The following is a 26501-nucleotide window of genomic DNA, read 5'->3' on the forward strand; positions in this document are numbered from 1 at the left end:
CCCGCTTGACCCGTCAGGGGGGCTCCTGTATAGCCCCCCAATCTTTTTTGAGGCGGGACCTGCAAAGGTCCGTTTTCAGAGCGATTGAGACAAGGGCCTGCGTGCCCGCCGTAACCCCCAAAGCGCGGGTTGCGGCTTTTGTGTTTGTCGTTTCCGATGCTTCTGAAGGCTACATCCCAACCGAGGTCGCCCGGCCAAACGGCACAGGCCTCCCCATCTAAGGCAAGAGATTAAATGCCCACGATTAACCAGCTTATCCGCAAGCCGCGCAAGCCGAACCCAAAGCGCAACAAGGTGCCGGCCCTGAAGGGCTCGCCCCAGCGTCGCGGCGTGTGTACGCGCGTTTACACCACGACCCCGAAGAAGCCGAACTCGGCTCTGCGTAAGGTCGCCAAGGTCCGTCTGACCTCCGGCATCGAATCGGTGTGCTACATCCCCGGCGTCGGCCACAACCTTCAGGAACACTCCGTGGTTCTGATCCGCGGCGGCCGCGTGAAGGACCTTCCGGGTGTCCGTTACCACATTCTGCGCGGCGTGCTCGACACGCAAGGCGTCAAGAACCGTAAGCAGCGCCGTTCGCACTACGGTGCGAAGCGTCCGAAGTAAGGATAGAGACCTATGTCACGTCGTCACCGCGCAGAGAAGCGTGAAGTTCTGCCCGATCCCAAGTTCGGGGATCTGGTTGTCACCAAGTTCATGAACTACGTCATGTACGAAGGTAAGAAGGCCGTCGCCGAAAACATCGTTTACGGCGCTTTCGATATCCTCGAAGCCAAGAAGAAGGACGCGACTGCGGTTGAGACCTTCCATGCGGCTCTCGACAACGTCGCCCCGTCGATCGAAGTGCGTTCGCGCCGCGTCGGCGGTGCCACCTATCAGGTGCCCGTCGAAGTCCGTCCGGACCGTCGCCGCGCTCTCGCCATCCGCTGGCTGGTCAACGCTGCGCGCAAGCGTGGTGAAAACACCATGACCGAAAAGCTGGCCGGTGAGCTGCTTGACGCCTCCAACAACCGGGGCACCGCAGTCAAGAAGCGCGAAGACACGCACAAGATGGCCGAAGCCAACCGCGCGTTCGCGCACTACCGCTGGTAATTCCTTGCGGGACAGGGCTGTCACGGTCCTGTCAAAAAAGGTCTATAAGGCGCGGGCGACTTTGTTCATTAAGTCTCCCGCGCTTACGCATAGTGCCTACACACTTTTTTTGAATCCCCTTTTTGTCTGAGGCCCGTACAATGCCCCGCAGTCACAAAATCGAGGACTACCGTAACTTTGGTATCATGGCGCACATCGACGCCGGCAAGACCACGACTACGGAACGTATCCTCTACTATACCGGCAAGAGCCACAAGATCGGCGAAGTCCACGATGGCGCTGCCACCATGGACTGGATGGAGCAGGAGCAGGAGCGCGGCATCACCATCACGTCCGCCGCGACGACCGCCTTCTGGCAAGGCAAGCGCCTGAACATCATCGACACGCCGGGCCACGTGGACTTCACCATCGAAGTCGAGCGTTCGCTCCGCGTCCTCGACGGCGCGGTGGCCGTGCTCGACGGTAACGCCGGTGTTGAGCCGCAAACTGAAACCGTCTGGCGTCAGGCCGACAAGTACAACGTGCCGCGTATCGTCTTCGTCAACAAGATGGACAAGATCGGCGCCGACTTCGACAAGTCGGTCGAGTCGATCCGCGACCGTCTGGGCGCCAAGGCTGTGCCGATCCAGTTCCCGATTGGTTCCGAATCCTCACTGAAGGGCCTTGTGGACGTTGTCCGCATGAAGGCCGTGGTGTGGGACAATGATGGCCTGGGCGCGTCGTACCACGACGAAGAAATCCCGGCTGATCTGGTCGAAAAGGCCAACGAAGCCCGTCAGTACCTCATCGACAACGCCGTCGAACTCGACGACGAGGCGATGGAAGCCTATCTCGAAGGCAATGAGCCCTCGGAAGAAACCCTGAAGAAGTGCATCCGTAAGGCGGTTCTGACTTCGGCCTTCTTCCCGATCCTCTGCGGTTCGGCGTTCAAGAACAAGGGCGTTCAGACGCTGCTCGACGCCGTTGTGGACTATCTGCCGTCGCCGGTCGATATCCCCGCGACCAAAGGCATCGACTACAAGACCGAAGAAGAAGTCACCCGTAAGGCCTCGGACGATGAACCCCTCTCGGTTCTGGCGTTCAAGATTATGGACGACCCCTTCGTTGGTTCGCTGACCTTCTGCCGCATCTATTCGGGCAAGCTGGAAACCGGCATGGGCCTGCTCAACTCGACGCGCGACAAGCGTGAGCGTGTTGGCCGTATGCTGCTCATGCACTCCAACAACCGCGAAGACATCAAGGAAGCCTATGCCGGCGACATCGTCGCTCTGGCAGGCCTCAAGGACACCCGCACGGGCGACACGCTCTGCGATCCGCTGAAGTCGCCGGTCATCCTAGAGCGCATGGAATTCCCGGCCCCGGTTATCGAGATTGCCGTCGAACCTAAGTCGAAGGCCGACCAGGAAAAGCTGGGCGTCGCCCTGTCGAAGCTGGCCGCCGAAGACCCCTCCTTCACCGTTTCGACCGACCACGAGTCGGGCCAGACGATCCTGAAGGGCATGGGCGAACTGCACCTCGACATCAAGATCGACATCCTGAAGCGCACCTATAAGGTCGAAGCCAACATCGGCGCGCCGCAGGTGGCCTATCGCGAATCGATCACCCGCAAGGCGGAAATCGACTACACGCACAAGAAGCAAACCGGTGGTACGGGTCAGTTCGCCCGCATCAAGCTGGTGTTCGAACCGGGCGAACCGGGTACGGGCTTCGTGTTCGAGTCGGCCATCGTCGGCGGCGCGGTGCCGAAGGAATATATTCCGGGCGTCACCAAGGGCCTCGAATCGGCCAAGGAAAACGGTCTCCTGGCCGGCTTCCCGCTGATCGACTTCAAGGCGACCCTCATTGACGGCGCCTACCACGACGTTGACTCGTCGGTCCTGGCCTTCGAAATCGCCTCTCGCGCCGCCTTCAAGGAACTGCGCGAAAAGGGCGGCCCGAAGCTGCTTGAGCCGATCATGAAGGTCGAAGTCGTGACTCCGGAAGAGTATCTGGGTTCGGTCATCGGCGACCTCAACGGTCGTCGCGGCATGATCCAGGGTCAGGACATGCGCGGTAACGCCATCGTCGTTGACGCCTTCGTTCCGCTGGCGAACATGTTCGGTTACGTGAATACCCTGCGTGGTATGTCGCAAGGCCGTGCGCAGTTCACCATGGTGTACGACCACTACGAGCCCGTGCCGCAGCACGTCGCCGACGAAGTGATCAAGAAGTACGCCTAAAAACCATTTGGCCCGTAGCAAAGACTATGCTACGGGCCTTCCCCACTGCGCCCCGAACCGGAAATCCGCAAGGATGACGACACGGATTTCCGGGGCGGAGTGCTCCCAAGTTTCCAACCCCTAACCGAGTGAAGGCCCGCATATTTGCGGGGATTTGAAATGGCCAAGGAAAAATTTAACCGCACGAAGCCGCACTGCAACATCGGCACCATTGGTCACGTTGACCACGGCAAGACCACCCTGACCGCCGCGATCACGATGACGCTGGCTAAGTCGGGCGGCGCTACCGCCAAGAAGTACGAAGACATCGACGCCGCTCCGGAAGAAAAGGCCCGCGGCATCACGATCAACACGGCCCACGTTGAGTATGAGACGGAAAACCGTCACTACGCTCACGTTGACTGCCCTGGTCACGCCGACTACGTGAAGAACATGATCACCGGTGCCGCTCAGATGGACGGCGCTATCCTGGTTGTGTCGGCCGCTGACGGCCCGATGCCGCAAACCCGTGAACACATCCTGCTCGCCCGTCAGGTTGGCGTGCCGGCTCTGGTCGTGTTCATGAACAAGGTTGACCTGGTTGACGACGAAGAGCTGCTTGAGCTCGTCGAAATGGAAGTTCGTGAACTTCTGTCGTCCTATCAGTTCCCCGGCGACGATATCCCCATCACCAAGGGTTCGGCCAAGGCCGCGACCGATGGCGTGAACCCGGAAATCGGCGAAACCCAGATCCTCGCTCTGATGAAGACCGTGGACGAGTACATTCCGCAGCCGGCCCGCCCGGTTGACCAGCCCTTCCTGATGCCGGTCGAAGACGTGTTCTCGATCTCTGGCCGTGGTACGGTTGTGACCGGCCGCGTCGAGCGCGGTATCGTGAAGGTCGGTGAAGAAGTCGAAATCGTCGGCATCCGTCCGGTTCAGAAGACGACCTGCACGGGCGTCGAAATGTTCCGCAAGCTGCTCGATCAGGGTGAAGCCGGTGACAACGTCGGCGTTCTGCTGCGCGGCACGAAGCGTGAAGACGTTGAGCGTGGTCAAGTTCTCTGCAAGCCGGGCTCGATCACGCCGCACACCAAGTTCGTTGCCGAAGCCTACATCCTGACGAAGGAAGAAGGCGGCCGTCACACGCCGTTCTTCACCAACTATCGTCCGCAGTTCTACTTCCGCACGACCGACGTGACCGGCATCGTGACGCTGAAGGAAGGCGTTGAGATGATCATGCCGGGCGACAATGCCGAGCTGAACGTCGAACTGATCACCCCGATCGCCATGGAAGAGAAGCTCCGCTTCGCTATCCGTGAAGGTGGCCGCACCGTCGGCGCCGGCGTTGTGGCGAAGATCCTTGCTTAATTGCAAAGGTCTCGGACCCTGTTCTTGAACGAGCAGGCCACACCGATCAGACTACAGAAACCCCTTGAGGCAACTCAGGGGGTTTTTCTATGTGTCGCGGCAAGCGGCCATCTTCGCAAGATCGGGAACGACGCCCGACGCAGAGCGTGGCACAGTAGGGCCTCATCCTTTCAAGGGAACCTGCCATGACCGATCAATCTCGGATGCCCCCCTCTCTGGATTATGTCGCCCGCATCGAACGGGTGCTAAAGCACCTCGAAGCCACTGACCTAACCGAGGCCCCGGACCTCGATAAAATGGCCGGTATTGCGGCCCTGTCGCCCTTTCATTTTCACCGCGTCTACCGACTCATGACGGGTGAGACGCCGGCAGAAACAATCCGGCGTATCCGGCTGGCGCGGGCGGTTCCGGCGCTCAAGCAGTCCGTCGAACTCGCTACAGAAGCGTCAGGCTACGCCACCTCACAAGCCTTTGCCCGTGCGCTGAAAGCCGAAACGGGTCACACCGCCAGCGAGATACGCCGCTCCGTCCCCCTGCGCGAGAGCCTGGAACATCGGCTGCGGCACCCGGCGACTGCCGAAACGCCCCTTGGTATTGAGATTGTTGCGGCCGACCCCCTGACGCTCACCGCTCTGCGCAACACCGGGGCCTATCCGGAACTGAACGCCGTCTATCAGCGTTTGTTCGATCTAGTGTTCTCGCAATTGTCTATGGAACACCTTGCCGGCCTTTACGGCTATCAGCACGATGACCCGCGGCACACGGCCCCCGAAGCGTGTCGCGCCGAAGTCGCCGTCGATGTCGGGGGCAAGGCAGAACTGACTGAAGACCTTTATCACATCGTCGTGCCCAGTGGCCTCTATGCCCGTCTGCGTCACCTGGGCGATTATGATGCGATCCAGCCGGCGATGGATACGCTCTACCTCGCCGTTATAGATGCCGGTTACGCACTTGCCGATCAGCCGTTGCACCTGCATTTCCTCGATGACCCGGAAGAGGTCGCGACGGCGGATTTACGCTGCGATCTGTTCCTGCCACTCTCTATTAACCCTTTGGCTTAGGCCAATTTCAACCTTATAACTGTACACCCGGTTGTATGCACGCAACTGGGGAGCCGTATGGCCAGACTGACACGCGTCGAAAGCGTAGCGCCCGAAGCGCTAACGCCCGAAGATATCGTAGCCTGGGAAGGGTTTACCTCGCGGCGGTCTGATCTGATCGGACCTTATTTTGACGTGCGCTACGTCATGGCCATCGGTCAGAGCGTCCCGGATGCTCACATTGCGCGTCTTTATGATGAGCAGGGGCAGATTGCCGGCTATCTGCCTTATCAGGTGCGAGGTCGCACGCTTCAGCCGCTGGGCGCGCCCCTGACCGACTATTATGGTGTCATTGCCGATACCGGCTTTGTCATGGACTACCCTCTGCTGCTGCGCAGTCTTAAGGCGCACCGCCTTGAATTCATGGGCTGGGTAGGGGAGATGACGGCGGACAATGTCCATGCCCGCACCATTCAGGCGATCACGCAGATTGCCGACCTGAGCGAGGGCTATGACGCCTATCTGGCACGCCAGAAAGCGCAGCATCACAAGTTTTATAAAAATGTCGGCCGTTGTCAGCGCAATGTTGAAAAGGACTTCGGCGGCTTCGCCTTCAGCTTTGAACGCGTCACGCCCGATTTGCTGCAATGGGTCATCGACCAGAAGCGCCAGCAGTACAGCCGTTCTGGCATGCACGATGTTTTCGGCTGCGGCTGGACGCTCAATCTCCTGGGCCAGCTCGCCAAACGTCAGGACGAGGGTTTCGGGCTGAGGGTAGGAGTGTTCCGTGATGTCAGAGGCCCCGAACCGGTGCTCGTGGCGGCGGAGATATGCCTGATGCGCGACACCTGTCTGCACTTCTGGTTCCCGGCCTATGCCGAAAGCTATTGTCGCTACAGTCCCGGCATCCTCCTGTCGTTGCGCATTATGCGGCACGTGGCGGAGATGGGCGTGACCCAGATTGATTTCGGCGCGGGTGGCGAATGCTACAAACACACCCTGACCTCTCCGGCGCGGGTGTGTCTGGAAGGGACCATCGAGTCTCGCACCAGCCTGATGACTGTATTGGTTGACGCCTTGGTCGCGTTGTCGCCCGCCGCCCGTGAAAAGCTGGGGAGGCTGCGTCTCAGCCTGCAACGTCGCCTGCGCACCATTCGCGCCTGTGAAACCGAACCGAAGGGCAAGCGTGACGCTTTTCAGGCTCTGTTTCGTCGCGGTATAAGCCGCTTACGCACCCCGACACCCGCCGCCAACGATATAGCGGCTTAAACTCTCAAAGAATTATAGTTGCAGGGGTTGACGCGGGGCGACTCCTTCGGCATATACGCGACCTCTGTTGGATCGGCCGTGAGGTTCACGCTTCATACGCGGTCCGCATATTACGAAATTAAGTCGGCGGCCTGATCTTTACATATAAGGTGACGCTTCCAGACTTTCCGAATGGCCACGCAGCTTACGCTGCGCGGCTTTGTTTTTGCGGATAACGCGTCGGTCTCTGTTTGAGGATCGAAGCTGGTCTTTGAAATGGTTCAACGGACGCGGGATACGCAACCCCTTAACTTGGAATAAGAGCGATATGGATCGTCAGAATATCCGCATCAGGCTCAAGGCCTTCGATCACCGCGTGCTGGACCATTCCACACGTGAAATCGTGAACACGGCCAAGCGCACCGGTGCTACCGTCCGGGGGCCGATCCCCCTGCCGACGCTGATTGAGCGCTTCACCGTGAACCGTTCGCCGCACGTCGATAAGAAGTCCCGTGAACAGTTCGAAATCCGCACGCACAAGCGCGTGCTGGACATCGTCGATCCCACCCCGCAGACCGTTGACGCGCTGATGAAGCTCGACCTGTCCGCCGGTGTGGACGTCGAGATCAAGATTTAAGGGGCCCGGTTATGAGAACAGGTCTCCTCGCTAAAAAGCTCGGCATGACGCGTTATTTCGACGCGCAAGGCCAGCACGTCCCCGTTACCGTTCTTTCGCTCGAAGGCTGCCAGGTTGTGGCCCAGCGCACGAAGGACAAGGACGGCTACACCGCCCTGCAACTGGGTGCCGGCACTCGCAAGGCCAAGAACGTTTCCAAACCTGAGCGTGAGCGCTTCGCCAAGGCTCAGGTTGAGCCCAAGGCCATCCTGTCTGAGTTCCGCGTCTCCGAAGACGCCCTTGTCGAAGTCGGCGCTGAATTCTCGGCCGATCACTTCGTCGAAGGTCAGCGCGTTGACATTCAGGGCACGACGATCGGTAAGGGTTTTGCCGGTGCCATGAAGCGCTGGAACTTCGGCGGTATGCGCGCCACCCACGGTGTGTCGGTCTCGCACCGCGCCCACGGTTCGACGGGTAACCGTCAGGACCCAGGCCGCACCTTCCCCGGCAAGAAGATGGCCGGTCACTATGGTGTGGAAACTGTCACGACGCTCAACCTCGAAGTCGTTCGCATCGACGCCGAGCGCGGTCTGATCTTCATCCGTGGCGCTGTGCCCGGTGCGGAAGGCTCGTTCGTCAAGATCCGCGACGCCGTGAAGAAGTCGGCCCCGCAGGCTCTGCCGTTCCCGGCCGGCCTCAAGAAGGCCGCTGCCGCTCCGGCTCAAGCTGAGGAAGCGCCCGCTCAAGAAGAGGGTGCTGAATAATCATGAAACTCGACGTTATCACTCTCGACAACGGCACGGCCGGTTCGGTTGACGTCTCTGACGCCGTCTTTGGCCTCGAAGAGATCCGCAACGACATCCTGGCCCGCGTCGTCAACTGGCAACTGGCCAAGCGCCGCGCCGGTACGCACAAGGTTCAGACCCGTAACGAGAATTCTCGCACGGGTAAGAAGATGTACAAGCAGAAGGGCTCCGGCGGCGCTCGTCACGGTTCTCGCCGTGCGCCGCAATTCGTCGGCGGCTCTCGCGCTTTCGGTCCGGTCGTTCGTTCGCACGCCTTCGACCTGCAAAAGAAGGTCCGCGCTCTGGGTCTGCGTCATGCCCTGTCGTCAAAGGCGAAGGCCGGCGCGCTGATCGTCCTTGATCAGGCCACGCTCGACTCGGCCAAGACCGCCGCGCTTCGTGCCAAGTTCGAAACGCTGGGCCTGAAGAACGCTCTCATCATCGCGGGCCCGGAAGTTGACACCAACTTCGCGCTTGCTTCGCGCAACATCCCGAACATCGACGTCCTGCCGTCGGCTGGTCTGAACGTTTATGACGTTCTGCGCCGCCACACGCTGGTTCTGACGAAGTCGGCGGTGGAAGCGATCGAAGCCCGCTTCAAAGTGGAGGCCTAAGTTATGGCTGCTACTATCCGCAATTACGACGTCATCCTGGCGCCGCACATCACCGAAAAGTCCACGCTGCTTTCCGAGCAGAACAAGGTGGTCTTCAAGGTGTCGCTCGACTCCTCGAAGGATGAAATCGCCTCAGCCATCGAAGCCATCTATGGCAAGAAGGTTCTCAAGGTGAACACGGTTGTCACGAAGGGCAAGACCAAGCGCTTCAAGGGCATCATGGGCCGTCGCAACGATGTCAAGAAGGCAATTGTGACCCTCGAAGAGGGCCAATCCATCGACATCACGACCGGTCTGTAAGGAGAGGATTGAACAATGGCTTTGAAGCAATTCAACCCCACCTCGCCCGGTCGTCGCGAACTGGTTCTCGTAGATCGTTCCGAGCTGCACAAGGGCCGTCCTGAGAAGGCTCTGGTCGAAGGTCTCACTAAGTCCGGCGGCCGTGGTGCCGGCGGTCGCGTGGCCGTCCGTTTCCGTGGCGGCGGCGCCAAGAAGCTCTATCGCATCATCGACTTCAAGCGTCGCAAGTTCGACGTGGCCGGTACTGTGGAGCGTCTGGAGTATGACCCGAACCGCACCGCCTTCATCGCGCTGATCAACTATGCAGACGGCGAAAAGGCCTACATCTTGGCCCCGCAACGGCTCAAGGCCGGTGACACCATCATCGCCTCGGAAAAGGTGGACGTGAAGCCGGGTAACGCCGCGCCGCTGCGTTCGCTGCCGGTCGGTACGATCATCCACAATGTCGAGCTGAAGCCCATGAAGGGTGGTCAGCTAGCCCGTTCGGCTGGTGCCTATGCTCAGCTCGTTGGCCGCGACGCCGGTTATGCTCAGATCCGTCTGGGTTCGGGTGAACTGCGCATGGTGCTCGACACCTGTATGGCCACCGTCGGTGCCGTGTCCAACCCGGACCACATGAACGAAAGCCTGGGTAAGGCTGGTCGCGCCCGTCACAAGGGCTGGCGTCCGCACGTTCGCGGTGTGGCCATGAACCCGATCGACCACCCGCACGGTGGTGGTGAAGGCCGCACTTCGGGCGGTCGTAACCCGGTCACCCCGTGGGGCAAGCCCACCAAGGGCCGCAAGACCCGTACCAACAAAGCGACGGATAAGTTCATCATCCGCTCGCGTCACCTCAAGAAGGCTCGCTAATCCATGGCTCGCTCCGTATGGAAAGGTCCCTTTGTCGATGGCCACCTTCTTAAGAAGGCGGAAGCGGCTCAGGCCGGCGGTCGCAAGGACGTCATCAAGACGTGGTCGCGCCGCTCTGTCATCATGCCCCAGTTTGTGGGGCTCACCTTTGGTGTTTATAACGGTCAGAAGCACGTGCCGGTGCTCGTGTCGGAAGACATGGTCGGCATGAAGCTCGGTGAATTTTCGCCTACGCGGAACTTCCCCGGTCACGCCGCTGACAAGAAGGCGAAGAGGAAGTAAGCCATGTCGCAAACGTCCAATCCTCGCCGCGTAAAGCCGACCGAAGCCCGCGCCAAGCTGGTCTCCATCCGCATCAGCCCTTACAAGCTGAATCTGGTGGCCCAGTCGATCCGCGGCCTGAAGGTCCAGCGCGCGCTCAACGAGCTTGAGTTCTCGCACAAGCGCATCGCCGGCGACGTTCGCAAGGCCCTGTATTCGGCGATCTCCAACGCCGAAAACAACCACAACCTCGACATCGACAACCTGTTTGTCGCCGAGGCCTATGTGGGCAAGAACATCGTCATGAAGCGCTTTGCGTCCCGCGCTCGCGGTCGCTCGTCGCGTATCCTGAAGCCCTTCTCGGAACTGACCATCGTCGTCCGTGAACTTGGTCAAGAGGCTGCCTAATGGGTCAGAAAGTCAATCCGATCGGTCTGCGCCTTGGCGTCAACCGTACCTGGGACTCGCGCTGGTTCGCCGCCCGTCAGGAATATGCGAAGCTGCTGCACCAGGACCTGAAGATCCGTAAGGAACTGAAGGAAAAGCTGAACGCCGCCGGCGTATCGCGCATCATCATCGAGCGTCCGCACAAGAAGTGCCGCATCACCATCTATGCCGCCCGTCCGGGCGTGGTGATCGGCAAGAAGGGTGCTGACATCGACAAGCTGCGTAAAGACATCTCGGCCCTCACCGAAGGCGAAGTGTTCCTGAACCTGGTCGAAGTCCGCAAGCCGGAAGTCGATTCGCAACTGGTTGCCGAATCCATCGCTCAGCAGCTGGAGCGCCGCGTGGCCTTCCGCCGCGCCATGAAGCGTTCGATCCAGTCGGCCATGCGTCTGGGCGCCAAGGGCATCCGTATGAACCTGTCGGGTCGTCTCGGCGGTGCGGAAATCGCCCGTATGGAATGGTACCGTGAAGGTCGCGTGCCGCTGCACACCCTGCGTGCAGACATCGACTTCGGCTTTGCCGAAGCCCTGACCACCTACGGCATCATCGGCGTCAAGGTGTGGATCTTCAAGGGCGAAGTCCTTGAGCACGATCCGATGGCCCAGGACAAGCGCTGGTCGCAGGAAGCTTCGGGCCCGTCGTCGAACGAGCGTCCGGAGCGCGGCGAGCGTAATAACCGTGGCCCGCGCCGCGATCGCAACAATAAGGAGGCCTGATCGCTATGCTGCTTCCTAAGCGCACAAAATACCGTAAGGCCTTCAAGGGCCGCATCCACGGTAATGCCAAGGGCGGCTACACGCTGAACTTTGGTTCCTATGGTCTGAAGACGGTTGAGCCTGAGCGCCTGACCGCCCGTCAGATTGAAGCCGCCCGTCGGGCCATCACGCGTCAAATGAAGCGTCAGGGCCGCGTCTGGATCCGTATCTTCCCGGACCTGCCTGTAACGGGCAAGCCCGCCGAAGTCCGGATGGGTTCCGGTAAGGGTTCCGTGGATTACTGGGCGGCCCGCGTGGCCCCCGGCCGTATCCTGTTTGAAATCGACGGCGTCGCGGACGACATCGCCCGTGAAGCTTTGCGCCTCGGCGCGGCCAAGCTGCCGGTTCGTACCCGCGTCGTGACCCGTCTCGACGCCGGCATTGCGGCGGAGTAAGGACCATGACCAAGATTGCCGACCTGCGGGGCAAGACCCCCGATCAGCTTCAGGAAGAACTGCTGAACCTCAAGAAGGAACAGTTCAACCTTCGTTTCCAGAAGGCCACCGGCCAACTGGAGAAGACCCACCGTGTGAACGAAGTCCGCAAGGACATCGCGCGCATCAAGTCGCTTCTGACCACTCAGAAGTCTGCCTAAAGGAATAGACCATGCCCAAGCGCATTCTTGAAGGTCTGGTTGTTTCTGACAAGGGCAACAAGACCATCGTCGTGAAGGTCGAGCGTACCGTTCTGCACCCGGTTCTGAAGAAGCCGGTTCGCGTTTCGAAGCGCTACCACGCTCACGATGAGAACAACACCTACAAGGCTGGCGAAGTCGCTCGTATCATCGAGTGCGCGCCGAAGTCCAAGCTGAAGACCTGGGAAGTGCTTCCCAAGGACGCAGCCTAAGACATTCAGAGACCCGGATGGCTACTTAAAGCTGTCCGGGTTTCGGTCTTTTGACATTTGCGATCCGGTTCCGCCTGCCTTCGGGATTTCGCGGAATACCCTTCGCAGACGTTGAACCGGAAACGTGCTCACGGGACCTCCACCTCAAAAGGGGCGGAACGGCTCCGTTGAGCATTTTTCTGTTTGCTTATTCGGAGGAAATAGGGTTTAAGGCCCGCTTCCTCGGAATCCTCAGTCGTCTTCGCGGAAGTCTGCACCCGAAAGGGTGGGGGCCTTTTGCGAGATTTTGGAAAGTTTGAATTATGATTCAGATGCAAACTAATCTGGACGTTGCCGATAATTCGGGCGCGCGCCGGGTCATGTGCATCAAGGTGTTGGGCGGCTCCAAGCGCCGTTACGCCTCGGTGGGTGACCTGATCGTCGTCTCGGTTAAGGAAGCGATCCCCCGTGGCCGCGTGAAGAAGGGTGACGTTCTGCGCGCCATCGTCGTGCGCACCTCGAAAGACATCCAGCGCAAGGACGGTTCGGTTATCCGTTTCGACACCAACGCCGCTGTGATCGTGAACAAGTCGGGCGAGCCCATCGGCACCCGTATCTTCGGCCCGGTTCCGCGCGAGCTGCGCGCCAAGAACCACATGAAGATCATCTCGCTGGCGCCGGAGGTCCTCTAATGGCTGCGAAGGTTAAGAAGGGCGACAAGGTCGTCGTCCTGACAGGCAAGGACAAGGGCCGTACCGGCACCGTCCTGAAGGTTCTCCCGACGGAGAACCGCGTCGTCGTTCAGGGTATCAACGTTGTTCAGCGCCATACGCGCGCTTCGCAAACGAACCCGCAAGGCGGCATCATCAACAAGGAAGCCTCGCTTCACCTTTCGAACGTCGCCGTGGCTGATGCCAATGGCAAGCCGACCCGCGTCGGTTTCCGCGTCGAAGGCGACAAGAAGGTGCGCTTCGCCAAGAGCACCGGTGAGGTCATCAATGGCTGATCAAGCTTATACCCCGCGCCTCAAGGCCGTCTATCAGGACAAGATCCGCGCGGCGCTGAAGGAAGAGTTCGGCTACACCAACGAAATGCAGGTCCCCAAGCTCGACAAGATCGTCGTGAACATGGGTATCGGCGAAGCCGTTGCCGACTCCAAGAAGGTCAAGGCCGCGATTGCGGACCTGGCCGCTATCACCGGTCAGAAGCCGGCTGAAACCAAGGCCCGTAAGTCTATCGCCGGCTTCAAGCTTCGCGAAGGCATGGTGATCGGCGCCAAGGTGACGCTGCGCAAGCACCGTATGTATGAATTCCTTGACCGCCTGATCACGATCGCGCTGCCGCGCGTGAAGGATTTCCGCGGCCTGAACGGTAACTCCTTCGACGGTCGTGGCAACTACGCCATGGGCCTGAAGGAACACATCGTGTTCCCGGAAATCAACTACGATCAGATCGACCAGATGTGGGGCATGGACATTGTTGTCTGCACCACGGCGAAGAGCGACAAGGAAGCCAAGGCTCTCCTGAAGCACTTCCAGTTCCCGTTCGTTTCGTAAGGGGAAAGGTACAGAACAATGGCTAAGAAATCGGCTGTAAACCGTAACGAGATGGTCAAGAAGCTCGTTGACAAATACGCTGCCAAGCGCGCTGCGCTCAAGGCGGCGGCTGTTGACGAATCTCTTCCGCTGGAAGAGCGCTTCGAAGCTCGCCTCGCCCTCGCCAAGCTGCCCCGCAACTCGGCGCCCACCCGCATCCGCAACCGCTGCGAAGTCACCGGACGTCCGCGCGCCTTCTATCGCAAGCTCAAGATGAGCCGCGTCAGCCTGCGCAAGCTGGCCAATGAAGGCCAGATCCCCGGCATGACCAAGGCCAGCTGGTAAGGGAAGATCACACAACATGTTCATCTCTGATCCCCTGAGCGATATGATCGCCCGCATCAAGAACGCCGCCCAGCGCAGCCGTTCCAAGGTGCTCACCCCCGCGTCCAAGCTGCGCGCCCGCGTGCTCGACGTCCTCAAGGACGAAGGCTATATCCGCGGTTACGAGCTGCTCGAAGTGCCGGGTGAATTCCCGCAGTTTGAAATCGAACTGAAGTACTTCGATGGTCAGCCGGTCATCGCGGAAATCGCCCGCGTGTCCAAGCCCGGCCGTCGCGTCTATTCGTCGATCAAAGATCTGAAGCCGATCAAAAACGGCCTTGGCATCGCGATCCTGTCCACGCCCAAGGGCGTCCTGTCTGACACCGCTGCCCGCGAACTGAACGTCGGTGGCGAAGTCCTCTGCCGCGTCTACTAAGACCGGCGGGACTTACTTAAGACCATAGGAACACATAATGTCTCGTATTGGGAAAAAGGCCATTGCTGTACCGAAGGGCGTGACCATCACGCTCGACGGTCAGGCCATCACGGTTAAGGGGCCCAAGGGCCAGCTCAACTGGACCGTGGTTGAAGAAATCGAAGTCACGCACGAAGCCGACAATCTGTCGGTCGCGCCGCGTGGCGAAACCGCTCGCCACCGTGCGATGTGGGGTCTGTCGCGCACGCTCATCGCCAACATGGTGAAGGGCGTGACCGAGGGCTTCGAGTCGAACCTCGAACTGGTCGGCGTTGGTTACCGCGCTGCCATGAAGGGCAACAACCTCGAACTGTCGCTCGGTTTCTCGCACCCGGTCGAAGTGGCTCCGCCTGCCGGCGTCACCTTCGTCGTGCCGAAGCAGACTGAAATCAAGATCCAGGGCATCGACAAGCAGGTCGTCGGCGAACTCGCAGCCAAGATCCGCAAGATTCGTCCGCCTGAGCCTTACAAGGCCAAGGGTGTCCGTTACGCCGGCGAGAAGGTTCGCCGCAAGGAAGGGAAGAAGAAGTAAGCCATGGCTCTCTCTCCTCGTGAACAAATGGCTCGTCGGGCGCAACGTAACCGCACCCGGCTCAAGAGCCTCTCCAACGGCCGCCCGCGTCTGTCGGTCTTCCGTTCGGACAAGAACATCTACGCTCAGGTCATCGACGATTCGAAGGGCGTTACCGTTGCTGCGGCTTCGTCGCTCGAAACGGCCGCCAAGCGTGGGTCGAACGCCGCCTCCGCCACCGAAGTGGGTAAGCTGGTCGCCCAGCGCGCCATCGAGGCCGGTATCAAGGACGTTGTCTTTGACCGTGGCGGTTACATCTATCACGGCCGGGTGAAGGCGTTGGCAGATGCCGCGCGCGAAGCCGGTCTCAACTTCTAAGGGGTACGTTCAATGGCTCGTCCCAGCGAAAACCGCAACGATCGTCGCGAACGCACCGAAGAACCTTCGGAGTTTGTCGAAAAGCTCGTTCACATCAACCGCGTCGCCGCCACCGTGAAGGGTGGCCGTCGCTTCAGCTTCGCTGCTCTGATGGTCGTTGGTGACCAGAAGGGCCGTGTAGGCTTCGGTCATGGCAAGGCGCGCGAAGTGCCGGAAGCCATCCGCAAGGCGACCGAAGAAGCCAAGAAGTCGATGGTTCGCATCCCGCTTCGCGAATCCCGCACCCTGCACCACGACGGTTACGGCCGTTGGGGCGCCGGTAAGATCCAGCTCCGCGCGGCCCCTCCGGGCACCGGCGTGATCGCGGGGGGTCCGATGCGTGCCGTGCTCGAAACCCTGGGCGTCTCTGACGTCGTGGGCAAGTCGCTCGGTTCGTCGAACCCCTACAACATGGTGCGCGCCACCTTTGAAGCTCTGAAGGTGCAGTCTTCGCCCCGTCAGATCGCCGCCAAGCGCGGTAAGAAGGTTGGCGACATCCTGACGCGTCGCAACGATGGCGCTTCGTCGCCTGAATCGATCGAGGGCTAATCATCATGGCTCAAGTCACTGTCAAGCAAACCGGCAGCCCCATCCGCCGCACCAAGGACCAGCGCGCCACGCTCGCCGGTCTCGGTCTCAACAAGATGGGCCGTGTCTCGACTCTGGAGGATACTCCTTCGGTGCGCGGTATGATCGCCAAGGTCGCTCACCTCATCGAGATCGTTGAGTAAGCGGCTCTGCCGAGATTGAAACAAAGACGCCCCGGCATTCGTGTCGGGGCGTTTTGCTATTTATGAGAGCCGTATTTCTTAACGGTTTCCGCTTTTCCAGCCGAGTTGGCGTTAACGCCAGCGCATCTTTTCAAGAAAGGCATCCCAGATGACCAAGCTGAATGAAATCCGTGACAATGAAGGCGCCACCAAGGGGCGTATGCGCGTTGGCCGTGGCCCCGGTTCGGGCAAGGGCAAGACGTCCGGCCGCGGTGTAAAGGGTCAGAAGTCGCGTACCGGCGTGTCGCTGCTAGGCTTCGAAGGCGGTCAGATGCCGCTTTACATGCGTATGCCGAAGCGTGGCTTCAATAAGCGCAACCGTGCCGAATACGCCGAAGTCAACCTGTGGCGTCTGCAACAGGCCGTTGACGCGGGCAAGCTCGACGCTTCCGCGACCATCGACGCCGCCGCCCTGAAGGCCGCCGGTGTCATCCGTCGTGAACTCGACGGCGTGCGCCTGCTGGGCGAGGGCGAACTGACGGCGAAGCTGAGCCTGTCGGTCTTTTCGGCCACCGCTTCGGCGGTCAAGGCGGTCGAAGCCGCGGGCGGATCAGTCGCTCAGGCGCGTCCGGCCAAGACCGAAGCCTAAGTCAAAAATGTCACGCACCCTGATCTTTCGGGATCAGGGTGCGGCATTTTCGGTTTCGCTTCCCCATATGCGACCAAAGCCGGAGGTCACTCGCTTTGACAACGGCTTGCGGGGCCCGTAAGGGTGGTACAGACAGGACGGAATCATGCATTTCGTCCGTGACTTGAGGTTTTCATGGCATCTGCGGCTGAACAATTAGCGGCCAATCTGAACTTCAGCGCCTTTGCCAAGGCGACTGAGCTTCATAAGCGTCTTCTTTTCACTCTGGGCGCGCTGATCGTCTATCGTCTGGGGACCTATATCCCCATTCCAGGTATCGATCTTGCGGCGTTTGAGCGGGCCTTTTCGGGCCAGTCCCAGGGCATTCTAGGCATGTTCAACATGTTCTCCGGCGGTGCCGTTGAGCGCATGGCGATTTTCGCCCTGAACATCATGCCGTATATTTCGGCGTCGATCATTGTTCAGCTGATGGGTTCGGTCTATGCACCGTGGGAAAAGTTGCGCAAGGAAGGCGGCGAAGCCGGCCGCAAGCAGCTCAATCAGTATACTCGCTATCTGACCCTCATCCTGGCGCTGGTTCAGTCCTTCTCCATCTCTGCCGGGATGCAAGCGTCTGGTCTGGCGCTGGACCCGGGCCCGATGTTCATTATCTCGTCGGTCGTCACCCTGACGGGCGGTACTCTTTTCCTGATGTGGCTAGGTGAGCAGATCACGGCGCGCGGCGTTGGTAACGGTACCTCGCTGATCATCTTTGCCGGTATCGTTGCGGTCCTGCCGCGCACCATCGGTAACCTGCTGGCGCTGGCCAAGGAAGGCCAGATCAATGCCGGCGTCCTGCTGCTTATCGTGCTGGTTCTGATTGCCGCTATCGTCTTTATCGTCTTCATGGAGCGATCGCAGCGTCGTCTTCTGGTTCAGTATCCGAAGCGTCAGGTTGGCAACCGCGTAATGGGCGGCGAATCGTCCTTCATGCCGCTGAAGGTCAACACCGCGGGCGTTATTCCGCCGATCTTTGCCTCGTCGCTGCTATTGATGCCGACTACGGCCGCCGCGTTCCTCGCCCGTGACCCTTCCAAGGTGCCGGAATGGCTGTCGTGGCTTCCGGGCGTAACAGCGCAACTGACGCATGGTCAGCCGGTGTTTATGGCGCTCTATGCCGCCATGATTATTTTCTTCTGCTTCCTTTACACCTCGCTGGTCTTCAATCCGGACGAAACGGCGGAAAACCTGCGAAAGTATGGCGGCTTCTTGCCGGGCATCCGTCCGGGCAAGCGCACGGCCGAATATCTCGACTTCGTGCTGACCCGCATTACGGTCATCGGCGCGGCCTATATCACCATCGTCTGTCTGCTGCCAGAATTCCTGATCTCAAACCTGGGCAACAGCTTCTATTTCGGAGGCACGTCGATCCTGATCGTCGTGACCGTGACCATGGACACGGTGGCTCAGATTCAATCGCATCTGCTGGCACACCAGTATGATGGCCTGATCAAGAAATCAAAAATGCGGGGAGCGCGCGGCAGATGAACCTGATTCTTTTCGGACCTCCGGCAGCAGGCAAGGGCACGCAGGCCAAGCGTCTGGTCGTGGCGCACAATATGGTGCAGCTTTCGACCGGTGATATGCTGCGTGCCGCCATCGCGTCGGGTTCCGAGCTGGGCCAGAAGGTCAAGTCGATCATCGACACGGGCGGGCTGGTGTCGGACGACATCGTGATCGACCTGATCAAGACCAATCTACCAGCGGCCGAAGCGGCAGGCGGAGCCATTTTCGATGGCTTCCCGCGCACCGTGGCTCAGGCCGAAGCGCTGGACGCCATGTTGGCCGAACGCGATTCCACCATCGACATCGTCGTCCGTCTCAAGGTCGATGACAATGCGCTGGTCGAACGTATCGAAAAGCGCTTTGCCGAACAGGGGCGTTCGGACGACAATCCTGAAAGCTACAAGGTGCGTCTGGCAGCCTATAACGCGCAGACGGCGCCCCTGTTGCCCTACTATGCGACACAGGGCAAGTTGGTCGAGGTCGATGGCATGGGTTCGGTCGAAGAGGTTTCGGCCCGTATCGAAGCCGCGCTGTCCGAGCACGTCAGCTAATCACAGATTCGGAAATTTCGGTTTCCAATGCCTTCACCCCAAGACAGGGGCGGGGGCACCCCTCCAGCTTCGGCTGGAACCCAACCCTACCGTCTTTTTGGGGCTTGCAACGGCTTTCACCTCCCGTTAACGGCTTCGGACAACGGAACTCACCGGGACATTGTCAGATTCAGTTTGAATCTTGACAATATCTCAATCCTACCCATTGACGGGAGCCAAACCCTCTGTATAAGGGGCAGCTTCCGCGAAAGGCGCTTGTGCCCGCTCACCCGCCATCCCTGAGGGATGGGGTAGCAGGCGCGTCCCTTTCGCCTTTTAACGTGTCAACGCACGTTCAGGAGATTCAGACGTGGCCCGTATCGCAGGCGTCAATATACCGACCAATAAGCGCGTTGTGATCGCGCTCCAGTATATCCACGGCATTGGTCAACAAAAGGCCAAGGAAATCGTGGAAAAGGTGGGCATCGAAGACGCCCGCCGTGTAAACTCGCTCTCGGATGCCGAAGTGTTGCAGATCCGCGAAACCATCGACCGTGACTATCTGGTTGAAGGCGATCTGCGTCGCGAAACGTCCATGAACATCAAGCGCTTGATGGACCTGGCCTGCTACCGTGGCCTGCGTCACCGTAAGGGCCTGCCGGTCCGCGGTCAGCGCACCCACACCAACGCCCGCACCCGCAAGGGTCCGGCGAAGCCCATCGCCGGCAAGAAGAAGTAATCGGGATCTGATTTATGGCCAAAGAACCTTCACGCGTTAAAAAGCGCGAGCGTAAAAACATCACTTCGGGCGTGGCGCACGTCAATGCCTCGTTCAACAACACCATGATCACCATCACGGACGCGCAAGGTAATGCGATTTCGTGGTCTTCGGCTGGTCACATGGGCTTCAAGGGTTCGCGTAAATCGACCCCTTACGCTGCTCAGGTAGCCGCTGAAGACGCCGGCAAGAAGGCGATCGAGCATGGTGTGAAGACGCTTGAAGTCAGCGTCGCCGGTCCGGGTTCGGGCCGTGAATCGGCTCTGCGCGCGCTGCAAGCCGTCGGCTTCACGATCACGACCATCCGTGACGTGACCCCGATCCCGCACAACGGCTGCCGTCCGCCGAAGCGTCGTCGCGTTTAATACCGATTTCTACCCCTTTTCCGTTGCCCTCGGCCTGAAGCTGAGGGCAACCTTTCTCGTCTGAGGGACGCAATGATCGAAAGAAACTGGCAGCAGCTTATTCGTCCCGAGAAGCCCCAAATCGAGTCCGGTCAGGATTCCCAGCGCAAGATGCGTCTTGTTGCGGAACCCCTGGAACGCGGCTTTGGCGTGACGCTCGGTAATGCTCTGCGCCGCGTGCTCCTGTCCTCCCTGCAAGGGGCGGCGGTGACAGCGGTACAAATCGACGGCGTTGTTCACGAATTTTCCTCAATTGAGGGTGTTCGTGAGGACGTGGTCGATATCATCCTCAATATCAAACAACTGGCGCTGCGTATGCACGCCGAAGGCCCCAAGCGCATGGTTCTGCGTGCGTCGTCGGCTGGCCCGGTGACCGCTGGCATGATCGACGTCCCGTCGGACATCGAAGTGCTGAACCCCGACCACGTCATTTGTACGCTGGACGAAGGTGCTTCGGTGCGTATGGAGTTCACGGTTCAGACCGGTAAGGGCTATGTCCCCGCCGACCGTCTGCGCCCGGAAGATGCGCCGATCGGCCTGATTGCCGTTGACGCTCTCTACTCGCCGGTCAAGAAGGTGGCTTATCGGGTCGAGCCGACCCGTCAGGGTCAGTCGCTCGATTACGACAAGCTGGTTCTCGACGTTGAAACCAATGCGGCGGTGACGCCGGTGGACGCGGTGGCTTATGCCGCGCGCATCCTTCAGGATCAACTTCAGATCTTCATCACTTTTGAAGAGCCGAAGCCGGCCATCGTCGAAGAAGGCAAGCCTGAGCTACCGTTCAACCCGGCCCTCCTCAAGAAAGTCGATGAACTGGAGCTCAGCGTCCGTTCGGCGAACTGCCTGAAGAACGACAACATTGTCTATATCGGCGACCTGATCCAGAAGACGGAATCGGAAATGCTCCGTACTCCCAACTTCGGCCGCAAGTCACTAAACGAAATCAAGGAAGTCCTGCAATCGATGGGGCTGTCGCTCGGCATGGATGTGCCGAACTGGCCGCCTGAGAATGTCGAGGACCTCGCCAAGAAGTTCGAAGACCAGATCTAAGACTTCTGAGATCGTAAGTGGGAGGTCCGATCCGCAAGGGTCGGGCCTCTTGCCTTTTTATGAGAGGGCAATTCTGTGAATTGCCGGATCACTTATCGGGAAAGACCAAAACCTTGTCCCGGTAATTTCCAAAGGACATGTCGTCCGGCGGACGTTCGGAGCGGGCAGGGGTCATGCAGACCCTCTGGCCTTGAGCTTCGGGCCTGTTTTTGGGGTCACGCGCAGCCAGAGTGCGGCGTGGTCTTATGGAGAATTATCATGCGTCACGGCTCCGGTTACCGTAAACTCGGTCGTACCACCTCGCACCGCATCGCCATGTTTGCCAACATGTCGGCCTCGCTGATCAAGCACGAGCAGATCGTCACCACCCTGCCGAAGGCGAAGGAACTGCGTCCGTTCGTCGAAAAGCTGGTTACGCTGGCCAAGTCGGGCACCTTGCACGACCGTCGTATCGCCATCTCGCGCGTCCGTGATGTGACCCAGGTCGGCAAGCTGTTCGACGTGCTTGCTAAGCGCTATGCCGACCGTAACGGCGGCTATATCCGCATCATGAAGGCCGGTTTCCGTCACGGCGATAACGCTGCGATGGCTGTCATCGAATTTGTGGATCGTGACGAGTCGGCCAAGGGGCAGGATTCGGGCCCGGTCTTCACCGCCGACGACGCTGGCGAAGAATAAATCAAGGGTACAGCCCTTTGAGAAGAGGCCTCCGGAGTGATCCGGAGGCCTTTTTTGTGCTTTATAAACCTCTGTTAACGCGCCTGTGAACGATCGGGGCGTAACTGTGACTGTCTTAGCGGGGCTTCATTCCCTATCGTTCAGGTGCGGATTTCGTCTGAGCCTGGCTCGGAAACGGAATTGGCAGTTTTTCCCATAGCCCAACAGGAGGTTTACGTGCTGAGTGATACCCGGACTACTGATGTCAGCGGCGTGCTCGCCCTGTCCGAAGCGATGACGGAATATGCTTACCCCGATCAGACCGAACCGTCCCATGCGCCGGAAGTCTTCGATCAGCCTGTGCTGGATGCCCGGCGCGCCTGCGATTAACGCCTCCGCCTTTCTGAACACAGGCCTCCGGTTTTGCCGGGGGCCTTTTTTGGTGCCCATATGTCTCTTGTCATCGACCCGTCATGCCCGTTAGTTACCTATGAAAGCGGATGTGTGAAAGGCGTTGACGATGCGAACTCTGTGGCGATTTTGGTTTTGCGGTTTGACCGCGTTTATCCTATCGGCCTGCGCCAGCCTGTCACCGGAGACATCGGCCCCGCGTAATACCCTGATCCTGATTTCGATTGATGGCTGGCGCGCCGACTATCACACGCGCGGCCTGACACCCAATCTGAGCTACCTAGCCGACAACGGGGCCACTGGCCAGATGCGCCCCAGCTTTCCGTCCCTGACCTTCCCCAATCATTATACGCTGGTTACCGGCAAACGTCCGGATCACCATGGAATTGTCGGTAACACCATGCGCGATCCGCAGCGGCCCGGGGTGACCTTCAAGTTATCGGACCGCGAGCAGGTGACCGATGGCTTTTGGTGGAAGGATGCCGAGCCCTTCTGGGTGACCGCGAACCGTCAGGGCGTGAAGGTGGCGACCATGTTCTGGCCTGGTTCAGAGGCCGAAATCCACGGCGCGCGGCCTTACAAATTCGCAACTTTCGAGGACCATCTACCGCCCACCACGGTGGTGGATCGCGGTTTGGCCTGGTTCGATGCGCCTGAGGCCGAGCGTCCGCAGGCTCTGACCCTTTATTTCAGCGACGTTGATCATGCCGGTCACGACTTTGGCCCCGACAGCTCGGAGGTGGGCGTTTCGCTGAAAGCCGTGGACGAGGGGATTGGCCACCTGATGGCCGGTCTCAAGGCGCGCGGCCTGTGGGGCAAGGTCAATATCGTCATTGTCGGCGACCATGGTATGACCAAGCACAGGCCCGACACCTTCATCAAGGTGGCTGAGCTTCTGCCGCCCAACAGCGCGACGGTCTATGGCGGTCAGGCTGCGGGCTTTATCCCTAATCCAGGCAAGGAATCCATGGTCCAAGCTGCGCTTTTGAAACCGCACGACCATATGCAATGCTGGCGCAAGCGGGACATTCCCGCGCGCTTCCACTACGGCATGCATCGTCGCGTGCCGCCCATCGTCTGCCTCGCCAATCCGGGTAGCTACATCGTTGCCCCCTCGCGCGATGGCTGGATGCCAAAGCCCCAAGGTGGCAGCCACGGCTATGATCCCTATAGTCCGGAGATGTTTACGCGCCTGATCGTCTTCGGGCCGGATATCCGGCCGGGTGTCACGTTGAAGACCTTTGACAATGTCGATGTCTATCCGCTGATCATGCGCCTGATGCAACTGAAGCCACAGCCATCGGACGGGCATTTGCGCGATTTAGCCCCCGCCCTCAGATAGGATACAGTGGGCGCGCAATGGATTTCACAGAATAAACGTAAAAAAAACAGCTTGTTGGCCAAGTGAATTGACGCATTCAAATCGCAGGCTGTACTAGCCAAGCGTTCCGAATTGACCTATGTAGGTCCGCTGTTTAATTCGTCTGCAAGGCTGGAACGTGAGCGGAATCCCCGAGCTGTCGCGCCCTCATAAGGCGGCGGTCCCGTTTATCTTTGTCACCATCTGCCTCGATATTGTGGCGCTGGGGCTGATTATTCCCGTGACACCCGCCCTGATCGCGGATTTTGTCGGTGATGTCTCGGCCGCCGGTTACTGGGTGGGGCTGTTCGGCTCGCTGTGGGGCGTGATGCAGTTCATCTCCTCTCCGATCGTGGGCGCGCTGTCCGACCGGTTCGGGCGTCGGCCCATTGTGCTTTTGTCGAACTTCGGTCTGGGCTTTGACTACCTACTGATGGCTATGGCGCCCGGACTGGGCTGGCTTCTTTTGGGGCGTCTGATCAACGGCATCACCTCGGCCAGCATCTCTACCGCGTATGCCTATATTTCCGATGTGACCCAGCCGGAAAACCGCGCCAAGTATTTTGGCATGATGGGGGCAGCCTTTGGGCTTGGCTTCGTTCTGGGGCCGCTGCTGGGCGGCGTGCTGGGCGATGTCGATCCGCGCCTGCCGTTTTATGTGGCGGCGGGCTTAAGCCTGCTGAATTTCTGCTATGGCCTGTTTGTCCTGCCCGAATCGCTGCCACCGGAAAATCGTAAGCGCTTTTCCTTCCGTTCGGCCAACCCCTTGGGAGCGCTGGCCTTCCTCAGCCGAAATGGCGACCTGCTGCGCCTGTCTTTGGTCAATCTAACGGTCAATTTCGCGCATCAGGTTCTGCCGACAACCTTCGTCCTCTATGCCGCCCTGCGCTTCGGCTGGGGCCCCAAGGAGGTGGGCTGGACGCTGGCGGCGGTAGGCGTGTGCAGCGCCATCGTGCAGGCCGGTCTGACCGGGCGCGTCGTAAAGGCCATCGGCGAAAAGAAGGCCATGATGGTGGGCCTGAGCTTCGGTGTCATCGGCTTTCTCGGTTACGGCCTCGCTCCCACCTGGCAGGCCTATGTAGTTTTCATCCCCCTGATGAGCCTGTGGGGCCTAACGGGCCCGGCGGCACAGGCCCTGATGACCTCAAAAGTCGCCCCGCAGGAGCAGGGGACCTTGCAAGGGGCCAATATGAGCCTGATGTCGGCGGCGGGCATCTTCGCCCCCCTGACGTTTGGCGCGGTGTTTGCCGTGGCTTCAACCCACGGGCCGGTGACAGCCGGTGCGCCCTTTGTGCTGGCCGCCGCCATTCTGGGCATCGCCCTGCTGATCGCGGCCGGCGTCAAGGCCGCCATCCGCCACAGTGGCAGCGGCGCGGCGCCGTCTGGCCCCGCACACTGACCGAGGCGACATGGGGGGCGTGAAAGCACATCTCAAACCGGGGGTGATGTTCATCTTTATCACCGTCTGTCTCGACATGATGGCGCTGGGGCTGGCCATTCCGGTCCTGCCGCGCCTGATTGAAACCTTTGTCGGCTCGGTGACAGCCGCGAGCTGGTGGAGTGGCGTGTTTAACTCGTTGTGGGGGTTCACGCAGTTCATCTGCTCACCCATTCTGGGGTCGCTGTCCGACCGCTTTGGGCGCCGCCCCATCATCCTGATGTCCAATCTGGGGCTGGCGCTAGACTATCTAATAATGGCGCTGAGCGGCAATCTGATGTGGCTACTTATCGGGCGGCTTCTTAATGGCGTCACCTCGTCCTCGATCACCACGGCCTATGCCTATATCAGCGACATTTCCGAGCCGGACGAACGCGCACAGATGTACGGTTATATCGGCGCGGCCTTTGGCGTCGGTTTCGTCATGGGGCCGGCGCTGGGCGGTATGCTGGGCCATATCGACTTGAGACTGCCTTTCTGGGTGGCGGGGGGCCTCAGCCTGCTTAATGCTCTATATGGCGCGCTTGTCCTGCCGGAATCACTGGATAAAGACCACCGCAAGCCGTTCAGCCTGAGAGACGCCAATCCGATTGGCTCGATCCTCTTCCTGTGGCAGGCCAAAAGCGTCATGCGCCTTGCCCTAATCAGCATGGTGTCGAACTTTGCCCACCACGTCATCCCGGCGACCTTCGTGCTGTACGCCAGCTACCGACTGGGCTGGAGCGGGCGCGAGGTCGGGCTGGCCATGGCCTATTACGCGGTTTGGGCTGTGATCGTGCAGGGCGGGCTGACCGGCTTGGTCGTCAAACGCATTGGCGAAAAGGCGACGCTGGTCATTGGTCTTTTGTGCGGCGTCGTGGGCTTTATAAGCTATGGCTACCACACCGACTGGCGCGTCTTTTTGATTACCATTCCGATCATGAGCTGCTGGGGGATGACCAATGCGGCCCTGCAATCGCTGATGACCACGCGTGTAGGTACGAGCGATCAGGGCCTGCTGCAAGGCGCGGTCAATAGCCTGATGTCCCTGTCGGGGATCATTGCGCCGTTTGTCTTTGGCTATATCCTGTCGGTAATGACCCGACCCGGCGTGGATAAGGTGTGGTCGGGCGCGGCCTTCTTCTCGGCGGCGGCGGTGCTTCTTGTGGCTTTTCTGATGGCGTTGGGCGTGCGTGATCGCTCAAAGGACGCACCGGTGCCGAAGGTGCCCAAGCCGGTACACCACGACCACGAGCCTCTGTTTTGAAGCGATATTTTGCTTTTAACTCGAAATCATATGGCTCTTGGTCACCATGTTTTACGA

Annotated in this window: 37 protein-coding genes; all 37 read left to right on the forward strand. The window is 59.7% G+C overall.

Translation table 11 applies throughout. The annotated features are described in order from the left end of the window. Positions 1-234: 234 nt before the first annotated feature. The 37 genes from rpsL (at position 235) to ASTEX_RS04810 (ending at position 26444) form a co-directional block, all read left to right on the forward strand. Positions 235-606 (forward strand): 30S ribosomal protein S12, encoded by a 372-nt coding sequence (rpsL, locus tag ASTEX_RS04630; protein ID WP_013478452.1) that lies wholly within the window; start codon positions 235-237, stop codon positions 604-606. 12 nt (positions 607-618) lie between these two features. Beyond that, positions 619-1092, forward strand: a complete 474-nt coding sequence (rpsG, locus tag ASTEX_RS04635; protein WP_013478453.1) for a 30S ribosomal protein S7 — start codon at positions 619-621, stop codon at positions 1090-1092. A gap of 140 nt (positions 1093-1232) precedes the next feature. Further along, positions 1233-3311: an elongation factor G gene (fusA, locus tag ASTEX_RS04640; RefSeq protein WP_013478454.1), complete on the forward strand. Its 2079-nt coding sequence runs from the start codon at positions 1233-1235 to the stop codon at positions 3309-3311. A gap of 159 nt (positions 3312-3470) precedes the next feature. Then, a complete protein-coding gene (tuf, locus tag ASTEX_RS04645; RefSeq protein WP_013478455.1) occupies positions 3471-4661 on the forward strand; it encodes an elongation factor Tu in 1191 nt (396 codons plus the stop codon). Between the two features lie 185 nt (positions 4662-4846). After that, positions 4847-5722 carry an AraC family transcriptional regulator gene (locus ASTEX_RS04650; protein WP_013478456.1) on the forward strand — a complete coding sequence of 292 codons (876 nt, stop codon included), beginning with the start codon at positions 4847-4849 and terminating at the stop codon, positions 5720-5722. 57 nt (positions 5723-5779) lie between these two features. Then, complete coding sequence (locus ASTEX_RS04655; RefSeq protein ID WP_013478457.1) at positions 5780-6970, forward strand: GNAT family N-acetyltransferase; 1191 nt, start codon at positions 5780-5782, stop codon at positions 6968-6970. A gap of 307 nt (positions 6971-7277) precedes the next feature. Next, complete coding sequence (rpsJ, locus tag ASTEX_RS04660) at positions 7278-7586, forward strand: 30S ribosomal protein S10 (protein ID WP_006273890.1); 309 nt, start codon at positions 7278-7280, stop codon at positions 7584-7586. Positions 7587-7597: 11 nt separating this feature from the next. Next, positions 7598-8329, forward strand: coding sequence for a 50S ribosomal protein L3 (gene rplC, locus ASTEX_RS04665; protein WP_013478458.1), 732 nt, complete (start codon positions 7598-7600; stop codon positions 8327-8329). Between the two features lie 2 nt (positions 8330-8331). Continuing rightward, complete coding sequence (gene rplD, locus ASTEX_RS04670) at positions 8332-8964, forward strand: 50S ribosomal protein L4 (protein WP_013478459.1); 633 nt, start codon at positions 8332-8334, stop codon at positions 8962-8964. 3 nt (positions 8965-8967) lie between these two features. Beyond that, complete coding sequence (locus tag ASTEX_RS04675; RefSeq protein ID WP_013478460.1) at positions 8968-9264, forward strand: 50S ribosomal protein L23; 297 nt, start codon at positions 8968-8970, stop codon at positions 9262-9264. Positions 9265-9279: 15 nt separating this feature from the next. Continuing rightward, positions 9280-10116 carry a 50S ribosomal protein L2 gene (gene rplB, locus ASTEX_RS04680; protein WP_013478461.1) on the forward strand — a complete coding sequence of 279 codons (837 nt, stop codon included), beginning with the start codon at positions 9280-9282 and terminating at the stop codon, positions 10114-10116. A 3-nt stretch (positions 10117-10119) separates the two neighbouring features. Next, positions 10120-10398 carry a 30S ribosomal protein S19 gene (rpsS, locus tag ASTEX_RS04685; protein ID WP_013478462.1) on the forward strand — a complete coding sequence of 93 codons (279 nt, stop codon included), beginning with the start codon at positions 10120-10122 and terminating at the stop codon, positions 10396-10398. A 3-nt stretch (positions 10399-10401) separates the two neighbouring features. Further along, positions 10402-10785, forward strand: a complete 384-nt coding sequence (gene rplV, locus ASTEX_RS04690; RefSeq protein ID WP_013478463.1) for a 50S ribosomal protein L22 — start codon at positions 10402-10404, stop codon at positions 10783-10785. After that, positions 10785-11540, forward strand: coding sequence for a 30S ribosomal protein S3 (gene rpsC, locus ASTEX_RS04695; protein WP_013478464.1), 756 nt, complete (start codon positions 10785-10787; stop codon positions 11538-11540). The genes rplV and rpsC overlap by 1 nt, the downstream gene beginning before the upstream one ends. 5 nt (positions 11541-11545) lie before the next feature. Continuing rightward, positions 11546-11974 (forward strand): 50S ribosomal protein L16, encoded by a 429-nt coding sequence (rplP, locus tag ASTEX_RS04700; protein WP_013478465.1) that lies wholly within the window; start codon positions 11546-11548, stop codon positions 11972-11974. A gap of 5 nt (positions 11975-11979) precedes the next feature. Continuing rightward, positions 11980-12174, forward strand: coding sequence for a 50S ribosomal protein L29 (gene rpmC, locus ASTEX_RS04705; protein ID WP_013478466.1), 195 nt, complete (start codon positions 11980-11982; stop codon positions 12172-12174). A gap of 11 nt (positions 12175-12185) precedes the next feature. Then, on the forward strand, positions 12186-12425 hold the full coding sequence (gene rpsQ, locus ASTEX_RS04710) for a 30S ribosomal protein S17 (protein WP_013478467.1): 240 nt from the start codon (positions 12186-12188) through the stop codon (positions 12423-12425). Between the two features lie 302 nt (positions 12426-12727). Then, positions 12728-13096, forward strand: coding sequence for a 50S ribosomal protein L14 (rplN, locus tag ASTEX_RS04715; RefSeq protein ID WP_013478468.1), 369 nt, complete (start codon positions 12728-12730; stop codon positions 13094-13096). Further along, positions 13096-13410 carry a 50S ribosomal protein L24 gene (gene rplX / locus ASTEX_RS04720; protein ID WP_013478469.1) on the forward strand — a complete coding sequence of 105 codons (315 nt, stop codon included), beginning with the start codon at positions 13096-13098 and terminating at the stop codon, positions 13408-13410. The genes rplN and rplX overlap by 1 nt, the downstream gene beginning before the upstream one ends. Continuing rightward, the gene (rplE, locus tag ASTEX_RS04725; RefSeq protein ID WP_013478470.1) at positions 13403-13960 is read left to right on the forward strand and encodes a 50S ribosomal protein L5; all 558 of its coding nucleotides are present in this window, start codon (positions 13403-13405) and stop codon (positions 13958-13960) included. Before rplX ends, rplE begins: the two co-directional genes overlap by 8 nt. A gap of 18 nt (positions 13961-13978) precedes the next feature. Continuing rightward, positions 13979-14284, forward strand: a complete 306-nt coding sequence (gene rpsN, locus ASTEX_RS04730) for a 30S ribosomal protein S14 (RefSeq protein ID WP_013478471.1) — start codon at positions 13979-13981, stop codon at positions 14282-14284. A gap of 16 nt (positions 14285-14300) precedes the next feature. Further along, entirely contained in the window at positions 14301-14699 is a 399-nt protein-coding gene (gene rpsH, locus ASTEX_RS04735) for a 30S ribosomal protein S8 (protein ID WP_013478472.1), read from the forward strand. Positions 14700-14736: 37 nt separating this feature from the next. Then, entirely contained in the window at positions 14737-15270 is a 534-nt protein-coding gene (rplF, locus tag ASTEX_RS04740) for a 50S ribosomal protein L6 (RefSeq protein ID WP_013478473.1), read from the forward strand. A 3-nt stretch (positions 15271-15273) separates the two neighbouring features. Next, a complete protein-coding gene (gene rplR, locus ASTEX_RS04745; RefSeq protein WP_013478474.1) occupies positions 15274-15627 on the forward strand; it encodes a 50S ribosomal protein L18 in 354 nt (117 codons plus the stop codon). Positions 15628-15639: 12 nt separating this feature from the next. Next, entirely contained in the window at positions 15640-16215 is a 576-nt protein-coding gene (rpsE, locus tag ASTEX_RS04750) for a 30S ribosomal protein S5 (protein ID WP_013478475.1), read from the forward strand. 5 nt (positions 16216-16220) lie between these two features. Beyond that, positions 16221-16397: a 50S ribosomal protein L30 gene (gene rpmD / locus ASTEX_RS04755; protein WP_013478476.1), complete on the forward strand. Its 177-nt coding sequence runs from the start codon at positions 16221-16223 to the stop codon at positions 16395-16397. A 148-nt stretch (positions 16398-16545) separates the two neighbouring features. Continuing rightward, positions 16546-17025, forward strand: a complete 480-nt coding sequence (gene rplO / locus ASTEX_RS04760) for a 50S ribosomal protein L15 (protein WP_013478477.1) — start codon at positions 16546-16548, stop codon at positions 17023-17025. A gap of 174 nt (positions 17026-17199) precedes the next feature. Then, a complete protein-coding gene (secY, locus tag ASTEX_RS04765) occupies positions 17200-18552 on the forward strand; it encodes a preprotein translocase subunit SecY (RefSeq protein ID WP_013478478.1) in 1353 nt (450 codons plus the stop codon). After that, complete coding sequence (locus ASTEX_RS04770) at positions 18549-19121, forward strand: adenylate kinase (RefSeq protein ID WP_013478479.1); 573 nt, start codon at positions 18549-18551, stop codon at positions 19119-19121. Before secY ends, ASTEX_RS04770 begins: the two co-directional genes overlap by 4 nt. A 349-nt stretch (positions 19122-19470) precedes the next feature. After that, positions 19471-19839 (forward strand): 30S ribosomal protein S13, encoded by a 369-nt coding sequence (rpsM, locus tag ASTEX_RS04775; protein WP_013478480.1) that lies wholly within the window; start codon positions 19471-19473, stop codon positions 19837-19839. A gap of 14 nt (positions 19840-19853) precedes the next feature. Further along, positions 19854-20243, forward strand: a complete 390-nt coding sequence (rpsK, locus tag ASTEX_RS04780) for a 30S ribosomal protein S11 (RefSeq protein WP_013478481.1) — start codon at positions 19854-19856, stop codon at positions 20241-20243. Between the two features lie 72 nt (positions 20244-20315). Further along, positions 20316-21332 carry a DNA-directed RNA polymerase subunit alpha gene (locus ASTEX_RS04785; RefSeq protein WP_013478482.1) on the forward strand — a complete coding sequence of 339 codons (1017 nt, stop codon included), beginning with the start codon at positions 20316-20318 and terminating at the stop codon, positions 21330-21332. A 258-nt stretch (positions 21333-21590) separates the two neighbouring features. Beyond that, on the forward strand, positions 21591-22010 hold the full coding sequence (rplQ, locus tag ASTEX_RS04790; RefSeq protein WP_013478483.1) for a 50S ribosomal protein L17: 420 nt from the start codon (positions 21591-21593) through the stop codon (positions 22008-22010). A gap of 216 nt (positions 22011-22226) precedes the next feature. Beyond that, the gene (locus ASTEX_RS20470) at positions 22227-22379 is read left to right on the forward strand and encodes a hypothetical protein (RefSeq protein ID WP_013478484.1); all 153 of its coding nucleotides are present in this window, start codon (positions 22227-22229) and stop codon (positions 22377-22379) included. A gap of 163 nt (positions 22380-22542) precedes the next feature. Then, on the forward strand, positions 22543-23742 hold the full coding sequence (locus ASTEX_RS04800; protein ID WP_245532528.1) for an alkaline phosphatase family protein: 1200 nt from the start codon (positions 22543-22545) through the stop codon (positions 23740-23742). Between the two features lie 157 nt (positions 23743-23899). Next, positions 23900-25159 (forward strand): TCR/Tet family MFS transporter, encoded by a 1260-nt coding sequence (locus tag ASTEX_RS04805; protein WP_013478486.1) that lies wholly within the window; start codon positions 23900-23902, stop codon positions 25157-25159. 10 nt (positions 25160-25169) lie between these two features. Further along, the gene (locus ASTEX_RS04810) at positions 25170-26444 is read left to right on the forward strand and encodes a TCR/Tet family MFS transporter (RefSeq protein ID WP_013478487.1); all 1275 of its coding nucleotides are present in this window, start codon (positions 25170-25172) and stop codon (positions 26442-26444) included. Positions 26445-26501 lie beyond the last annotated feature (57 nt).

It is taken from the genome of Asticcacaulis excentricus CB 48, from assembly GCF_000175215.2.
Lineage (GTDB): Bacteria > Pseudomonadota > Alphaproteobacteria > Caulobacterales > Caulobacteraceae > Asticcacaulis > Asticcacaulis excentricus.

Coding starts and splice junctions, on each gene's coding strand:
- rpsE (WP_013478475.1), top strand. CDS start 15,640: ATGGCTCGTCCCAGCGAAAACCGCAACGATCGTCGCGAACGCACCGAA.
- rplN (WP_013478468.1), top strand. CDS start 12,728: ATGATTCAGATGCAAACTAATCTGGACGTTGCCGATAATTCGGGCGCG.
- secY (WP_013478478.1), top strand. CDS start 17,200: ATGGCATCTGCGGCTGAACAATTAGCGGCCAATCTGAACTTCAGCGCC.
- rplX (WP_013478469.1), top strand. CDS start 13,096: ATGGCTGCGAAGGTTAAGAAGGGCGACAAGGTCGTCGTCCTGACAGGC.
- rpsC (WP_013478464.1), top strand. CDS start 10,785: ATGGGTCAGAAAGTCAATCCGATCGGTCTGCGCCTTGGCGTCAACCGT.
- rplD (WP_013478459.1), top strand. CDS start 8,332: ATGAAACTCGACGTTATCACTCTCGACAACGGCACGGCCGGTTCGGTT.
- rpmC (WP_013478466.1), top strand. CDS start 11,980: ATGACCAAGATTGCCGACCTGCGGGGCAAGACCCCCGATCAGCTTCAG.
- rpsG (WP_013478453.1), top strand. CDS start 619: ATGTCACGTCGTCACCGCGCAGAGAAGCGTGAAGTTCTGCCCGATCCC.
- rpsS (WP_013478462.1), top strand. CDS start 10,120: ATGGCTCGCTCCGTATGGAAAGGTCCCTTTGTCGATGGCCACCTTCTT.
- rpsH (WP_013478472.1), top strand. CDS start 14,301: ATGTTCATCTCTGATCCCCTGAGCGATATGATCGCCCGCATCAAGAAC.
- fusA (WP_013478454.1), top strand. CDS start 1,233: ATGCCCCGCAGTCACAAAATCGAGGACTACCGTAACTTTGGTATCATG.
- ASTEX_RS04810 (WP_013478487.1), top strand. CDS start 25,170: ATGGGGGGCGTGAAAGCACATCTCAAACCGGGGGTGATGTTCATCTTT.
- rplO (WP_013478477.1), top strand. CDS start 16,546: ATGACCAAGCTGAATGAAATCCGTGACAATGAAGGCGCCACCAAGGGG.
- rplC (WP_013478458.1), top strand. CDS start 7,598: ATGAGAACAGGTCTCCTCGCTAAAAAGCTCGGCATGACGCGTTATTTC.
- ASTEX_RS04675 (WP_013478460.1), top strand. CDS start 8,968: ATGGCTGCTACTATCCGCAATTACGACGTCATCCTGGCGCCGCACATC.
- rplF (WP_013478473.1), top strand. CDS start 14,737: ATGTCTCGTATTGGGAAAAAGGCCATTGCTGTACCGAAGGGCGTGACC.
- rplB (WP_013478461.1), top strand. CDS start 9,280: ATGGCTTTGAAGCAATTCAACCCCACCTCGCCCGGTCGTCGCGAACTG.
- rpsN (WP_013478471.1), top strand. CDS start 13,979: ATGGCTAAGAAATCGGCTGTAAACCGTAACGAGATGGTCAAGAAGCTC.
- rpsQ (WP_013478467.1), top strand. CDS start 12,186: ATGCCCAAGCGCATTCTTGAAGGTCTGGTTGTTTCTGACAAGGGCAAC.
- ASTEX_RS04655 (WP_013478457.1), top strand. CDS start 5,780: ATGGCCAGACTGACACGCGTCGAAAGCGTAGCGCCCGAAGCGCTAACG.
- rpsL (WP_013478452.1), top strand. CDS start 235: ATGCCCACGATTAACCAGCTTATCCGCAAGCCGCGCAAGCCGAACCCA.
- tuf (WP_013478455.1), top strand. CDS start 3,471: ATGGCCAAGGAAAAATTTAACCGCACGAAGCCGCACTGCAACATCGGC.
- ASTEX_RS04650 (WP_013478456.1), top strand. CDS start 4,847: ATGACCGATCAATCTCGGATGCCCCCCTCTCTGGATTATGTCGCCCGC.
- rpsK (WP_013478481.1), top strand. CDS start 19,854: ATGGCCAAAGAACCTTCACGCGTTAAAAAGCGCGAGCGTAAAAACATC.
- rplE (WP_013478470.1), top strand. CDS start 13,403: ATGGCTGATCAAGCTTATACCCCGCGCCTCAAGGCCGTCTATCAGGAC.
- rpsJ (WP_006273890.1), top strand. CDS start 7,278: ATGGATCGTCAGAATATCCGCATCAGGCTCAAGGCCTTCGATCACCGC.
- rplQ (WP_013478483.1), top strand. CDS start 21,591: ATGCGTCACGGCTCCGGTTACCGTAAACTCGGTCGTACCACCTCGCAC.
- rpmD (WP_013478476.1), top strand. CDS start 16,221: ATGGCTCAAGTCACTGTCAAGCAAACCGGCAGCCCCATCCGCCGCACC.
- rplV (WP_013478463.1), top strand. CDS start 10,402: ATGTCGCAAACGTCCAATCCTCGCCGCGTAAAGCCGACCGAAGCCCGC.
- rplP (WP_013478465.1), top strand. CDS start 11,546: ATGCTGCTTCCTAAGCGCACAAAATACCGTAAGGCCTTCAAGGGCCGC.
- ASTEX_RS04770 (WP_013478479.1), top strand. CDS start 18,549: ATGAACCTGATTCTTTTCGGACCTCCGGCAGCAGGCAAGGGCACGCAG.
- rplR (WP_013478474.1), top strand. CDS start 15,274: ATGGCTCTCTCTCCTCGTGAACAAATGGCTCGTCGGGCGCAACGTAAC.
- ASTEX_RS04785 (WP_013478482.1), top strand. CDS start 20,316: ATGATCGAAAGAAACTGGCAGCAGCTTATTCGTCCCGAGAAGCCCCAA.